Origin of the sequence: Methanobacterium spitsbergense (assembly GCF_019931065.1) — an archaeon.
GTDB lineage: Archaea > Methanobacteriota > Methanobacteria > Methanobacteriales > Methanobacteriaceae > Methanobacterium_B > Methanobacterium_B spitsbergense.
This window is the reverse complement of the sequence record NZ_JAIOUQ010000009.1, coordinates 122,901-137,025: the sequence shown is the minus strand read 5'-3', so window position 1 is coordinate 137,025 and position 14,125 is coordinate 122,901. Positions and strand designations below refer to the sequence as shown.

The window sequence follows — 14,125 nt, the reverse complement described above, 5'->3', positions numbered from 1 at the left end:
GAACCCATTTAACAATAACAAAATGAATTAATGAATATAATTTAATTTAGGATTATCTAAAATTAAATAAAATTTTCTTTACAAAAATTATTAAATAATATTTATAGGATTGGAACAAATGGAACTAATATTTCTAGGGACATCATCAGCAATACCAACCAACCACAGAAACCACTCTGCAATAGCATTAAAAAGTTTTGGAGAGATTATATTATTTGACTGTGGAGAAGGAACTCAACGACAAATGACAAGGGCCAGATTAAGTCCCATGAAAATAAGTAAAATATTCATAACACATTTTCATGGTGACCATATCCTTGGTGTTCCAGGGATTATACAATCAATGGCTTTCCGTGGCAGAACCGAACCACTTAACATATATGGACCTCCAGGTCTTTCAGAATTTGTTAAACATATCAAAAATTTCGGTTACTTTGCACTTTCATTCGATATAATAGAAAACACTATTTCGGATGGAATTGTATTAGATGAAGAAGAATATACTGTTATGTGCTGTAAAACGGAACATTCAGTAACAAATTTTGCCTACAGTATAAATGAGAAGAGATCACCTAAATTCCTTAAAGAAAATGCTTTAAAGTTTGGTGTGAAACCTGGACCCGATTTTGGCAAGCTTCAAAGTGGAATTGCTGTTAAAGTTGGTGAAAAAATAATTAAACCCGAACAGGTACTTGGTGAAAATAGAAAGGGACGGAAAATAGTATATTCTGGTGATACCCGACCATGCGAACAGATGATAGAATTTTCTAGTGATGCAGACATTTTGATACATGAATCAACATTTAACGACAGTCATATGGATAAATCTTACGAAACAGGGCATTCAACAGCTTCAATGGCAGCGGAAATAGCTAAAAAAGCTAATGTAAACAAACTAGTTCTCACCCATATCAGTACAAGATATAAAGATAATAAAACAATTGAAAAGGAAGCATTAGAAGTATTTGAAAATTCTATTGTTGCAGAGGATATGATGATTCTTGAGGTGAAACGGAATGAACCTTGAAACAATACTCAACAACCCCACTTTAAGAGACATTATTGTTACTATTCTTATTCTAGGTGTATCAACATTAATAATTAAATGGTCATCAATTTTCATAATTAGAACTGGTAAAAGATTTGAGTCAGATGATACCCTAATCCAAGTTGTAAATGAAATTATCAAATATACTATCTATGCACTTGCTGTAACAATAATACTCAATGAACTTGGAATAAATATAACAGCTATAGCCGTGAGTTTAGGTATTGTAGGTATAGCTGTGGGTTTTGCAGCAAGAGACACCATATCAAACTTTATTTCAGGGCTTTTTGTTCTGGGAGATAAAAGTTTCAAAGTAGGGGATATTATTGAAATATCTGATCAAAAAGGTAAAGTTTTGATCATGGGTTTCAGAGTCACCAAACTTGTGACTCCTGACAATAATATTATAACAATTCCAAATTCAAATTTTTCAAGAAATTTACTTGTAAATCACACACCTCTAGAGGAGAAGAGGGTTGATCTAGATATTACAATACCTTACTCTGTAAATGTGGAAGAAATAGCTGAGAGATTCAAAAATTTAACATTAAGATTTAAATGGGCTCTGGATTTACCAAAACCAGATTTAATTATAAATGAACTTGCAGATACTGGTATCAAAGCCATGTTAAGTGTCTGGGTAGATGATCCATGGAAGGTTGCTGAGTACAGATCTATTATAGCAAAGGAAATAGGACCATTATTGGTTGATAAATATGAATAGAAACAGAATATTCTCGGTTGCAATACTATTAGGATGCGTATTTTTATCCTTAACAATAGTCATGGCAGGTTTTGAACAGTCAAAAGAACTTGGTAAAGCACAAAAGAGTTTAAAAGATTATAATGAAAAGATGAGTAATCCTGTTGATGCCTTAGATCCACTCAGTTCAAGTGGAGGTGCTTCAATCGGAGAACTTGTGATACCAAAACTTGGAGTGGATTGCACAATACGTTCTGATACTGTTAATGCTTACAACGCTGTTTTTCACTATTCTGAAAGTGTATACCCAGGGCAACCTGGAGAATGTGGTATTTTAGGCCATAGAACAACATATTCAGGATTATTCCGAAACTTAGGTTCGCTACAAATCGGTGACAAAGTAATAATCATAGATGCTGTAATGAAGAAAAAATACACTTATTCAGTTACTTCAAACGGTGATGACATACGTTGGGATTATAAAACTAATCCTGTTAGATTTGCACAGGAAGGGGATGCAAGATTAATGTTAATGACGTGTTATCCTCCTGGAAAAAAAGAAGCAGCATACATAACCCATTGTAAGCTTGTTTCAACTGAGGATATTTAATTTTTTTTCAGAAAATCTGATATTATGCCTTATTTAACTGTTTATGACCTTTTCGATAGTGGTAATTATCAATAAATATTTTTTGAAAAATTCTTTTTTTATTTGGGGTGAACCTTATTAATAATGAGTAATCTATATATTAAGATTAATAATGCATTGTCAAAAATCATATATAGGTCAAATGGAATGATTTTGTAACTGTTGAAATCTTCCATTACCAAAAAAAATATTAAGAGGCGTACAGATGGTAAAAATAGAAATAGACGAAAATGCTTGTGTTGGTTGCGGTTCTTGTGTGGACGATTGCCCCAACGATGTCTATGAAATGGATGAAACAAAAAACAAGAGCAAAGTTGTTAAGGAAGATGACTGCATGGCTTGTTTGTCATGTCATGAAATCTGTCCATCAGAAGCAATGGAACATAAAAATATACACGTAGCCAAAAGGCTTTACATAGATAGAAGAGTAAGTGGAATACTCAAAAAAATAATATAGGGAGATTCTTATATGGCTCATATGGAATATCAGATAGAAAGGGAAGAAAAAGAAATATTGGGGGATTTCAAACCCGAACTTATTCCGGATGAATGTGGGGGAGGCATAGATGATTATGAAGAAGCCCTTCATGTACTCATGAAATTCGTTGGTTCGATGTCTAGTGCACTTGAACAAGTTTCAGGCCGTGGTGCAAATGCAATTGTATACCAGGCAGGAAAAAGAATGGGGCATGAAGCAGGTAAAATGGTTGAAAAAACCGATGACCTAGAAAAGGCAATGCAAGAGTTAAGTGAAATATTAGGTATTGAATTCTTCTTCGATATGTGGAAACCCGCAGACCAAGCAGAATACACCGTTGAAAAAGGTAATGAAACAGTTGTCAAACTCATATTTAGGGACTGTGTGGTAAGACAAACCCTTAGAAGAGAAGGACTACCTCAAAAAGGACCTCTTTGTTATTTACTCTACGGATACACTGTTGGGGCTGTTGAAGAAGTTATGGGAATAAAGGGAAAATTAGATATTGATCATGTCGGACCAAATGCCTGTCTTAAAACATTAACAATCAAATGGGGAGGCAAATAATGGTTAAATTAGCCCTCGAACTTTTAGCAAGTTGTGCTGGATGCGAAGTATCCATACTCGATCTCCATGAAGATCTTATTGATGTGCTTGAACAGGCAGAACTGGTTTATGCACCTATTCTTATGGATGTTAAGGAAATACCCGAAGACATAGACATAGCCATTGTTTCAGGTTCTGTTAGAAATGAAGAAAATAAGGAAAGACTTGAAGAAATCCGTGAAAAGGCAAAAACAGTTATTGCTTATGGAACATGTGCATGTTACGGAGGAATAACTTGTATGGCGGATCTTTACAGTCCAGAAGATGTTTCAGCCAGGAGTTTTTCTGACAATCCAAGTACAGAATCTTCTGAACAACCCTCTGAAGTTGTTCCAAAGTTATTGCCAATAGTTCATCCAGCAGGAGATATGGCAGAGATAGATTACTATATACCCGGGTGTCCTCCTAAAGAAAATTTAATCAAGGATGTTCTTGTGCCATTAATAGCGGGAGAAATTCCAGAAATACCTAAGAAATCTGTATGTGCAGATTGTAATCGTACAATGGAACATATTGAATTTGATAAGATCCATAGAAGGATAGAAGGAGAACCAGACCAAGAAAAATGTTTCCTTAGTCAAGGATATGTGTGTCTTGGATCTGTAACTCTTGGAAGATGTGGTGCATTGTGTTCAGCTGCTGGAGTTCCATGCCATGGATGTGGTGGACCTTCAATGGATATTTTAAGAGAGCCTAGTCATGATGTTTACAACTGCGTTATTAACCGTATCGCACATATCTCTAAGATGCCCCACAAGGACGTTGAAAAACAACTATACGATATTGGACATATTGTATACGGATTTGTTATTGGAAGCACAATAATGGAGGATAAAAAAGTTTCCTTGATCCCTCAATTGATCAAGAAATAAAAGGTGATACCATGAAACAAATAGAAATAAGCCCAATATCAAGAATTGAAGGGCATGCAAAGATCACTGTTCAAATGGATGATGCAGGAAATGTTTCAGATGCTCATTTCCATGTAATGGAAATAAGGGGTTTTGAAAAATTTTTAGAAGGTGCTGCCATTGAAGAAGCTCCTAGAATAACACCAAGAATATGTGGAGTTTGCCAAACAGCACATCATATAGTTTCTGCAAAGGCCACAGATGCTGTTTTCGGTTTACAACCTCCAGAAACAGCTCAAAAATTAAGGGAATTAACTTTGCTTGGCCAATATATCCATTCTCATTCACTTCACTTCTATTTCTTAGGTGCACCAGATCTAATTCTTGGACCTGATTCTGACCCTGCAGAAAGGAATGTTGTTGGACTCATCAAAAAGAATCCTGACCTTGCAAAAATGGCAATTAAAACCAGGAAAATTGGACAGGAAATAACATCCGTTGTAGGTGGGAAACCTATACATCCTGTTACATCGATTCCAGGAGGCCAATCAAAGCCTCTTACATCAGAAGAAAGAGATGGTTTACTGCCAAAAGTTAAAGAAGGAATAGGATTAGTTGAGTCAGGTTTAGAAGTAGCAAAACCACTTTTTGAACAATATGCCGATGCCATAGAAACACTTGGACCAATTGAAACCCACTTTGGAAGTTTAACCAATGGAGGAGCTCTTGAATTTTACAATGGACCAATGAAGATGATTGACAAAGATGGAAACTCTGTTTCTGAATTTGACCCATCAAATTACTTGGATCATATTGAAGAAAAAGTACAACCATGGTCCTATATGAAATTCCCATTTATGAAACAACTAGGATTCCCCGAGGGAAACTACCGTGTTGGACCTCTTGCAAGAATAAATATTGCAGACAGCATCCCTACTGAGAGAGCATCTGCACTCTATGGAGAATTCAAAGACAAATATGGAATGGCACAAAACCCATTACTCTATCATTATGCCCGGCTTATCGAACTCATGTACTCGGTTGAAAAAGCAGTGGAATTGTTAGAAGACGATGCAATAATTGGCACCAACATAAGAACCGCACTTAGCGAACCATTAATGAGTACCGACGACGCCAAAAATTCAGACAAGAGGATGAGAGGAGTTGGAGTAATAGAAGCACCAAGAGGTACTTTATTCCATGATTACGAAACAGATGGTGCAGGTATTATTCAAAGAGCGAATCTCATTGTTGCAACAGGCCAAAATAATCTCTCCATGGATATAGGTGTTAGAGAAACTGCCAAAGCCATGATTAAAGGTGACGAAGTATCAGAAGGCCTAAAAAATAGGCTTGAAATGATAATAAGGGCTTATGATCCTTGTTTATCATGTGCTACACACATGATAAATGGTGATTCACCTCTTGTTGTGGATATTCATGACAGTGAAGGAATTCTGGTTAAAAGACAAATAATATAAATATGGGAATTAAATTCCCTGTCCTTATTTTTTTTAATTGATAAAAAAATTCCATAAAAACTCTATTCAGCACTCTACTACTGTTAGAACCATAGATTAATATGTATTTCATATAGTAACACAATTTTTTTATTGTGAATTTAAATTATAGAACTCATTTTCATTAAATTATATCTTTTTAAAAACGATAAACATAATAGCTTGAATATTAAGATTAGATTTTAATTACTATCTTAACTGTGATTCAATGAAAGATCATAATCTAGAGGTGGAACTTGAAAGGATCGTTAATGATCTTGGTAAAGTTGATGGGGTGGAAGGAAGCCTAATTATAGATGGCAATGGAGATATACTGAGCCAACGCATATTACAAGACGTAGATATAGGCTTATTTGGACCAATGGCACATGTAATAACCAGTTCATCAAAAAGGTTACTTAACTCTTCTAATCAGGGAGATATTCAACGAATTTTAGTTGAATCTGAAAATGGAAAAGCATTATTCCTCCATTTGGGGAAAGTGCACTTCATTGTTCTAATGAAAAATCGTGCCAACGTAGGATTGATTATGGTTTCATCCAAAAGGGCAGCAGAAAAAATTGTTGAACTAACCAAGGATCTTGAAATAGTAGCAGAAGAAAAGATATCCATAACGCCTGAACCACTTCAAGCAGAACCAATATCGGATGAACCTAAAGAAATAATTTCAGAGAAATTAGAACCTGAAAAAATTATAGCCGACAATCTTTCAGAACAAAGTAACGATATGGGAATAGATAATGAAATTATTTCATCAGATTCTCAAGTAGAAGTACAAGTTGAGACAAAATCGGTTAAACCTGATATTCCAAAAGAAGAAATAATTTCTGAGGAACATACAGCTAAAGAAGTTGAAATAGATTCAGATGTTAAACAAGGAATATCCATCCCTGTAATAAAACCTCCAATTGCATTTCCCGATATTAAAAAGGTAGTTGAGATACCAGAAAATATAACAGAACGTACCGATTTAATTTTAGATATTTATGAAGCTATATTCCGAGCTATGTCAATTGGTGCAAGTAAGATTATGGGAGTTGCACCAGCAAGAGGGTTAACCCAGAAGTTTCTGCCTATTGAACAGTGCAAAAAATTACTCAATGGAGTTAATGTTAAAAGCAACTCTACAATAGATTTCACCAAGATCAGAGAAAATGCAAATAATATCCCAATTGAGGAGAGAGAATCCCAGTATATAGAAGATTTCACCAGAATTTTAGATGTTGTAACAGATAATTACGGAAAAGTTATGGGTTATGGTGCATTCAGAGGGATGGTAAGACCAGAATTTAAGATTATCACCAATTCATATGGGCCTGTTATGAAAAAACTTGGAATCACCACCAAAATGCATCCGGAAATGGCAGAACTATTCGAATAATTTTAATTAAATCTCTTTTTGGAGTTAAAATTCATTGAAACTCTTTTTACACGTTTTTCTATCTTTTCATTTTAGGATATTTTTACAATCCTCAACTTCTGATAAAAGTTAATAATCATAGTATACAATATGAAAGTGGTGATATGGATGAATGGACCATGGGTTGAAAAATACAGACCACAAACCTTAGATGAAGTTGTGGGTCAAGATCATATAATTTTAAGACTTAAAAGATACGTTAAAGAGGGTAGTTTACCCAATCTCATGTTTACAGGCCCTGCTGGTGTTGGAAAAACAACAACAGCAATAGCTCTTGCAAAGGAAGTACTTGGGGAGTATTGGAGACAGAACTTCTTAGAACTCAACGCTTCTGATGCTAGAGGCATAGATACTGTAAGAAATGATATAAAAAGTTTTTCACGTTTAAAAGCCGTTGGATCTCCTTTTAGAATAATTTTCTTAGATGAAGTAGACAATATGACCAAAGATGCCCAACATGCCCTAAGAAGGGAAATGGAAATGTATACTAAGACATCATCTTTCATATTATCATGTAATTACTCATCCAAGATAATTGACCCTATCCAGTCCAGATGTGCAATATTCAGGTTTGCTCCTGTTAAAGGACATCAAATAATTGGAAGGTTAGAATACATTGCAGAGGCTGAAAATCTTAACATTAGTACAGGTGCAATTGAAAGTATTGTTTATTTTGCTGAAGGTGATGTAAGGAGAGCTGTGAATATTTTACAAGCTTCAGCCTCGTTAGATGAAGAAATAACAGAAGATAGTATACATGATGTTGTTTCAAAGGCCAAACCAAAAGATGTGAGAAAGATAGTAAACAAAGCTCTTGATGGTGACTTTCTAAGCGCTAGGGAACTATTAAGAGATGTTATGGTAGTTCAAGGAACTAGTGGAGAAGATATGGTAACCCAGATCTACCAAGAAGTATCAAGAATGGTTTTAGAAAAACGCATAAGAGAAGATATCTATATAAACTTGATTGAAAGTATTGGTGAAACAGATTATCGGATAAGGGAAGGATCCAATCCAAGAATTCAACTTGAAGCACTTTTAACCAAGTTTTTAATAAATGCAAAGGCAGATTAAATGTTGTGGACAGGAAAATACAGTCCTAAGAATTTTGATGAAGTTCTAGGAAACGTCAAGATAAAAGACGCAATAGTGGAATGGACAGAAGAGTGGTTAATGGGTAATACCCAGAACTGCTTACTTCTAATAGGTCCAGCCGGTACTGGAAAAACTACACTTGCACATTTGGCTGCAAATGAGTTTTCAGAATATATTGAACTCAACGCAAGTGACAAGCGATCATACGACATTATTCTAAATACAATAGGAGAAGCCTCTGCATCAAAATCATTATTTGGAGATGGACTTAAACTAATAATATTGGATGAAGTGGATGGAATTCATGGAACTGAAGATAGAGGCGGAACAAGAGCAATAAGTAAAATCATTAAGGAAGGTCATCACCCCCTTATCATGATGGCCAACGATCCATACAGCAAAAGGTTGAAAAGTCTTAAAACTAAATGTAATACTCTAATTTTGCGTAAAGTTCATACAAATTCAATTGTGGCTCTGCTTAAGAGAATATGTGTTAAGGAGGGTGTTGAATTTGAAGAACATGTTATACGGAATCTTGCTAAAAGTTCAAACGGAGATTTAAGATCTGCAATTAATGATCTTGAGGTAATTGCACGTGGAAAAACAAAAATCACTTCTGAAGACCTTGAACTATTATCCAAAAAAGATGATATTATCAATATCTTCGACTCTGTTAGAACAGTTCTTAAGAGTAAAAATCCTCGTAGAATAAAGGATGCAATGAAGGTCGAAGCAGAACCTTCATTTCTTATTGAATTGATAGCTGAAAATATTCCCCGAGAATATGAAAAGGTTGATGAACTTCAGAAAGCTTATGAAATGATATCTCTTGCAGATATCTATCTTGGAAGGGCATTTAATACACGCGTATATTCCTACTGGAAATACACATACGAACTCATGAGCCTGGGTGTTGCACTGTCAAAGGAAGAGACATACAGAAAATTTTCAAGGTTTACAAATTCATCAATCTTTGCAATGCTCTCTAAAAGCAGAGCAAAACGGGATTTAAAAGATAAAGTTGCCAAAAAAATGGGTGAAAAGCTTCACACATCAAAGAAAGTTGTTAAAGAACAATTCCCATACATGGAAATAATGTTCCAAAACGATGAAACAGCCTATGAATTAGCTACCTATTATGGATTAGCTGATGATGAAGTTAAACTTTTCAGATCAAGAAAAATTAAGGTAAAAAAATCTAAAACTAAAAAATCTGTTCCTAAAGATTCCAAACCAGATAGTTTTAATGGATTTAGATCCAAATCTGCAACTAAAAAATCGGATAGTCCTGCAAAAAAGACAGAAAAATCTTTAAATGAAGAAAATAAAGTTTTAAAATCTGAAAATAAAAAGAAAGATAAAAAAAGGAATAATAAGAAGTTATCAGATACTAAATCATCAGTAAAATCAGAAGATAAAGAAAAAAAATCTGATAAAAATGGAAAAGATAATTCACAGACTTCTCTTTTTAATTTCTAGTGAAACATATTTTCTAATAATATATTTCATTTTTTTATAATTTTCTTTCTTTAACTTACTAATTATTGTATACTTTCCTTATCAACGTACAATGCAGATTTTAAAATATTTTCACGTACATCTGGAATGAATCCTTCAAAAAATTCTATTAGATCACTTTCAGTACTTTCATTAGAATATTTATATTCAAAATCAAGTTTTTCAAGCCATGATACCAACCAAGATCTAGGCACGTTTATTAGGGGATATATTAATTTTAAATTGTTTTCAGTATCATATCTATTTTTTAAACTGTAAACTTCAATTTTTTCACCGTTTAAAATCTTTCCAAGGATTTTTTGCACTTCATCATCCAAATTTAATGGTAATGCAACTGAATCTGCATTATGTTTATTTGCATCTTCTAAATCATTACCATAAATTATTTCGATACCATATTTTCTTTTGTAAGGCTCAATAATTACATCCAGGATAAAATTGGAGCATTTATCATTTTCAATTATAAAAATTCTTTCTCCAGGTTTTAATGAATTTGCAAGAATCCTTGAAGCCCGGGTACATATTTTCTGGAATATTTTTGATCTGCTTATGGAAAAACTTGGAAATTTCTTAATGAATGTTTCCTGTCTTTTATTTGAAAATCTTGAAAATCTTTGATTGTTAATTAAGATATGTTCATCAATTATACTGATAAACCTAGTATCAACACCTATCTGGTGTAAAAATTTAATAACATCCCTATTAATTTGTTTTGGGTTCATTTTTATTACCTACAATTGAATATTAGAATCATCATAGATATAAATAATTTAAATATAATCAAAAATCGCCTAATTTATAATTTAATCTGCTAAGAACTATGATTATCCCAGAAATAATATAAGAATATTTGATTTAATATCCTAGGGGAGTTTTAAAAACCCAATTTTTGTTTATCTTCTTAAATACCCCATACATCTAGATAAGAACTACAATTATTATTCTTACAATTTGGAACAGCCTCGTGAAATTGATTTTACAAAGCCTATTGTAAATATAAATAATCAAAAGTCCATATTATATTCATTAATTGTTAAATTAATACAAGATTGTAGAGGGGTTTTAATTGTTTAAAATCTTCGGTAGAAAATCAGAAGACAATAAACCAGATCTATTAGAAATAACACTTCAAAAACCTGTTGACTGTCTCTGCGATTTCACATACAACTTCTACTGGCAACATAATGGTGAAAATCTAGCTCCTGATTGGAAAGTCCCAGATAATAATTTAACTTTTGGAGATCTTATTAAACATTTAAAAAAAGGCGGTAATCTAAAAATAAATGGGAATGTCGGCCACAGATTATGTTCAAGTATGGGTACTGACTTGGTTTACTTTGGAGGTACAGGTAAAGAAATACCTGTAGGAAATGTATATGTTGATGGCAATGTCGATACCAGAATGGGCATCAGTATGACAGGAGGCAATATCTATGTTAAGGGTCATGTTTCTGAACCAATGGGAAATATTTTAGAGGTTAAATCCGATTTAAAGGGTTATAGAAAATTCAGATCAATAACGGATATTGTCTCAAATGGGTTGAAAGGAGACAATCCACTTGGATTTAAACTGCTAGGTAATAAACTAACCATAAACGACCAAACAGTTAAAGATACAGTTGGAGCCAGACTAGATGTTGATTTTGAAATAATTGTAAATGGAAATGTTGATCTAAGCACAGGAATTTTAATGAGGAATGGCTCTGTTAGAGTGAACGGTACAGCGGGGAAAAATACAGGTGCCCTTATGAATGGTGGTACCGTAGTCATTAATGGAGATACTGATGATTTTACTGGTATCGACATGATTAAAGGTCAAATAATAGTAAATGGTGATGCTGGAAAATTTATGGCAGCCAATAAAAAAGGTGGCGTATTAATGGCACATAAAGGAAGCCCAATACCTCCCACTACAATAAAAACACTTGAAACTTCTGATCAAAATTTATTAATTGTAAATGGGTTCAATCCTAGAAATTTTATCAAGTTTGAATAATTTAATTGTCTCAATATTTCATATTTTTTAGATATATTTTAATATTATTACAATATTTTTATAAATAAATAATTAATTTTTTTCAAATCCAAATTAATGTACAATTTGGGAAAAACCTTTTATCTAATGTCAAACTAATTTTGGTTCATGATCGGAATTCTTGAGAACTTAAGCAATTTTGCCATCTATCTCATTCAAAGTCTTGGTTACTGGGGAGTTTTCATAGGTATGACGCTTGAAAGTGCATGTATACCTCTTCCAAGTGAGATTATAATGACCTTTAGTGGATATGTTGTATGGCAGGGTAACACAAACATGACCTTGCTGGGAATAACTCTTGTAGGGGCAGTTGCTAACCTTTTTGGATCATTAATAGCTTATTATGTAGGTTTAATTGGTGGAAGACCTATACTTGAAAAATATGGTAAATATATTCTTATTACACACAGTAATCTAGAACGTGCAGACAAATGGTTTGAAAAGTACGGATACGAAGCCGTATTCATAAGCAGGGTTCTTCCCGGAATCAGAACGTTTATCTCGCTTCCAGCCGGAATTGCACATATGGATATTAAAAAATTCATTATTTACACATTCATTGGATCTCTTCCATGGACATTTGCATTGGGCTATATTGGAGTTCTCTTAGGCCCACACTGGGATTTGATAGAAAGTTACTTTCATATATTGGATATAGTGGTTATTATTGGAATTATAGGGTTCATAGCCTATATTATTTATAAATACAAATATAAACCAAATAAAAATGTATAAATGGGATTATTTTGATCCCTATTAGACGATTATTAATTTTTTTAATCTTTAAATGATTTATAAAATAATATTAGAATTATAATTTAGAATTTAAAGCTAAAAATCAATTTAAAAAAAGTTATTTATAACAGATGGACTATAGAATGAATTATAAAAATTACAGTTTAGGAGATGAATGAATGGTAAGGGCAAATACATTTTTACTCAAATTAAGATTATTTATAGCCACAACTCTATTAATGTTGATTCTTTTGGCTATAATCATAATCATCACTTCATACTTAGGATTTGGAAGTCCGTTGGTCTTCGCTTCATTCGCCATTGTATTGGTCTTTGTTCAATACATGATAGGTCCTAAGATGGTTGAAACCATGATGCATGTACATTATGTTTCTGAACAGGAAGCACCAAATTTACATGCAATGATTGAAGATCTGGCAATGAAAGCTGGGGTGCCAAAGCCAAAAATAGGAATTGCTGAAATAAACATGCCTAATGCCTTTGCTTTTGGAAGAAGTAAAAAAGACGGTAGAATTTGTGTTACCCGAGGTATATTGAAACTTCTGGATAAGGAAGAACTTGAAGCTGTTCTTGGACATGAAATGTCACATATCAAACATAGTGACATGGCTGTAATGACACTAATTAGTGTTGTTCCATTGATATGTTACTACATATTCATTAGTACACTGTTCTCAGGTGGTAGAGACAACAATGGATACGGTGTTATCATAGGCGTAGCTGCATTAGGTGCGTATTTGGTTGGACAACTTTTAGTTCTATTTGTTTCACGTGCTAGAGAATATTATGCCGATGAGGGAAGTGTGGAATTAGGAGGAAAACCTCATAAACTCGCAAGTGCACTATACAAACTTGTTTATGGATCTGCTACAACAAATAAAGATGAACTGAAGGAAGTTGAAGGTTTAAAAGCATTTTTTGTAAATGATATATCAGATGCAGGTAATGAAATAAACGACCTACAACAGCTTGATGTAAACATGGATGGAGTTATTAGTGAAGAAGAACTTGCAAGACTCAGATACTCAGACACCAAAATTGGTACAACTAAGAGTGTTATGGAACTTTTATCAACCCATCCAAATATGGTTAAAAGAGTTAAAAGACTGTCTGAACTCGTTCAATAACTTTCAGACAATCTTTTTTTTTATTTTAAATTTTTTCAATAAAATGATATTTTGTTATTTACTGTTATCCGATACTTCTTTAATAACTTCTTGAACCCTTCCAACTTGCCCATTTTGTAGTCTTACTTTAATGCCATGAGGATGGAAAGATTTTTTGGTCAATAAATCTTTAACAATACCTTTTGTTCTTTTCCCGGTTCTTTGATCCTTTTTCAATACAATATAAACTTCGGATCCAATTTTAATATTCTTTCGATTTTGTCCATTCATTTTTTCATGTCCAATTAATGATAAATGCCTGTCCATCTGCAAAAAAAAT

15 protein-coding genes are annotated in these 14,125 nt (G+C 33.4%); 13 read left to right on the top strand and 2 right to left on the bottom strand.

What is annotated here, in order from left to right; all coding sequences use genetic code 11:
- Nucleotides 1–118 precede the first annotated feature (118 nt).
- The 10 genes from rnz (at nucleotide 119) to K8N75_RS08550 (ending at nucleotide 9,849) form a co-directional block, all read left to right on the top strand.
- Complete coding sequence (rnz, locus tag K8N75_RS08595) at nucleotides 119–1,027, top strand: ribonuclease Z (protein ID WP_223791661.1); 909 nt, start codon at nucleotides 119–121, stop codon at nucleotides 1,025–1,027.
- The gene (locus tag K8N75_RS08590; protein ID WP_223791660.1) at nucleotides 1,017–1,772 is read left to right on the top strand and encodes a mechanosensitive ion channel family protein; all 756 of its coding nucleotides are present in this window, start codon (nucleotides 1,017–1,019) and stop codon (nucleotides 1,770–1,772) included. The genes rnz and K8N75_RS08590 overlap by 11 nt, the downstream gene beginning before the upstream one ends.
- Nucleotides 1,765–2,361, top strand: coding sequence for a class E sortase (locus K8N75_RS08585; RefSeq protein WP_223791659.1), 597 nt, complete (start codon nucleotides 1,765–1,767; stop codon nucleotides 2,359–2,361). The genes K8N75_RS08590 and K8N75_RS08585 overlap by 8 nt, the downstream gene beginning before the upstream one ends.
- A gap of 244 nt (nucleotides 2,362–2,605) precedes the next feature.
- A complete protein-coding gene (locus tag K8N75_RS08580) occupies nucleotides 2,606–2,857 on the top strand; it encodes a 4Fe-4S dicluster domain-containing protein (RefSeq protein ID WP_048191180.1) in 252 nt (83 codons plus the stop codon).
- A gap of 12 nt (nucleotides 2,858–2,869) precedes the next feature.
- The gene (locus tag K8N75_RS08575; protein ID WP_223791658.1) at nucleotides 2,870–3,445 is read left to right on the top strand and encodes a hydrocarbon binding protein (contains V4R domain); all 576 of its coding nucleotides are present in this window, start codon (nucleotides 2,870–2,872) and stop codon (nucleotides 3,443–3,445) included.
- Nucleotides 3,445–4,356: an NADH-quinone oxidoreductase subunit B family protein gene (locus K8N75_RS08570; RefSeq protein ID WP_223791657.1), complete on the top strand. Its 912-nt coding sequence runs from the start codon at nucleotides 3,445–3,447 to the stop codon at nucleotides 4,354–4,356. Before K8N75_RS08575 ends, K8N75_RS08570 begins: the two co-directional genes overlap by 1 nt.
- 11 nt (nucleotides 4,357–4,367) lie before the next feature.
- The gene (locus K8N75_RS08565) at nucleotides 4,368–5,816 is read left to right on the top strand and encodes a Ni/Fe hydrogenase subunit alpha (RefSeq protein WP_223791656.1); all 1,449 of its coding nucleotides are present in this window, start codon (nucleotides 4,368–4,370) and stop codon (nucleotides 5,814–5,816) included.
- A gap of 247 nt (nucleotides 5,817–6,063) precedes the next feature.
- A complete protein-coding gene (locus K8N75_RS08560) occupies nucleotides 6,064–7,236 on the top strand; it encodes a roadblock/LC7 domain-containing protein (RefSeq protein WP_223791655.1) in 1,173 nt (390 codons plus the stop codon).
- 147 nt (nucleotides 7,237–7,383) lie between these two features.
- Complete coding sequence (locus tag K8N75_RS08555) at nucleotides 7,384–8,349, top strand: replication factor C small subunit (RefSeq protein ID WP_223791654.1); 966 nt, start codon at nucleotides 7,384–7,386, stop codon at nucleotides 8,347–8,349.
- Nucleotides 8,350–9,849 (top strand): replication factor C large subunit, encoded by a 1,500-nt coding sequence (locus tag K8N75_RS08550; protein ID WP_223791653.1) that lies wholly within the window; start codon nucleotides 8,350–8,352, stop codon nucleotides 9,847–9,849.
- Nucleotides 9,850–9,911: 62 nt separating this feature from the next.
- Here the strand turns inward: K8N75_RS08550 and K8N75_RS08545 are convergent, their stop codons facing one another.
- Nucleotides 9,912–10,610, bottom strand: a complete 699-nt coding sequence (locus K8N75_RS08545) for a tRNA lysidine(34) synthetase (protein WP_223791652.1) — start codon at nucleotides 10,608–10,610, stop codon at nucleotides 9,912–9,914.
- Between the two features lie 344 nt (nucleotides 10,611–10,954).
- Here K8N75_RS08545 and K8N75_RS08540 point away from each other — a divergent pair, with 344 nt between their 5' ends.
- The 3 genes from K8N75_RS08540 to K8N75_RS08530 all read left to right on the top strand — a co-directional run bounded on the left by K8N75_RS08540 (nucleotide 10,955) and on the right by K8N75_RS08530 (nucleotide 13,806).
- Nucleotides 10,955–11,884, top strand: a complete 930-nt coding sequence (locus K8N75_RS08540; protein WP_223791651.1) for a hypothetical protein — start codon at nucleotides 10,955–10,957, stop codon at nucleotides 11,882–11,884.
- A 147-nt stretch (nucleotides 11,885–12,031) separates the two neighbouring features.
- Entirely contained in the window at nucleotides 12,032–12,658 is a 627-nt protein-coding gene (locus K8N75_RS08535; protein WP_223791650.1) for a DedA family protein, read from the top strand.
- A 179-nt stretch (nucleotides 12,659–12,837) separates the two neighbouring features.
- Complete coding sequence (locus K8N75_RS08530) at nucleotides 12,838–13,806, top strand: zinc metalloprotease HtpX (protein WP_223791649.1); 969 nt, start codon at nucleotides 12,838–12,840, stop codon at nucleotides 13,804–13,806.
- 54 nt (nucleotides 13,807–13,860) lie between these two features.
- Here the strand turns inward: K8N75_RS08530 and K8N75_RS08525 are convergent, their stop codons facing one another.
- Nucleotides 13,861–14,076 (bottom strand): YwbE family protein, encoded by a 216-nt coding sequence (locus K8N75_RS08525; protein ID WP_223791648.1) that lies wholly within the window; start codon nucleotides 14,074–14,076, stop codon nucleotides 13,861–13,863.
- Between the last annotated feature and the right edge of the window lie 49 nt (nucleotides 14,077–14,125).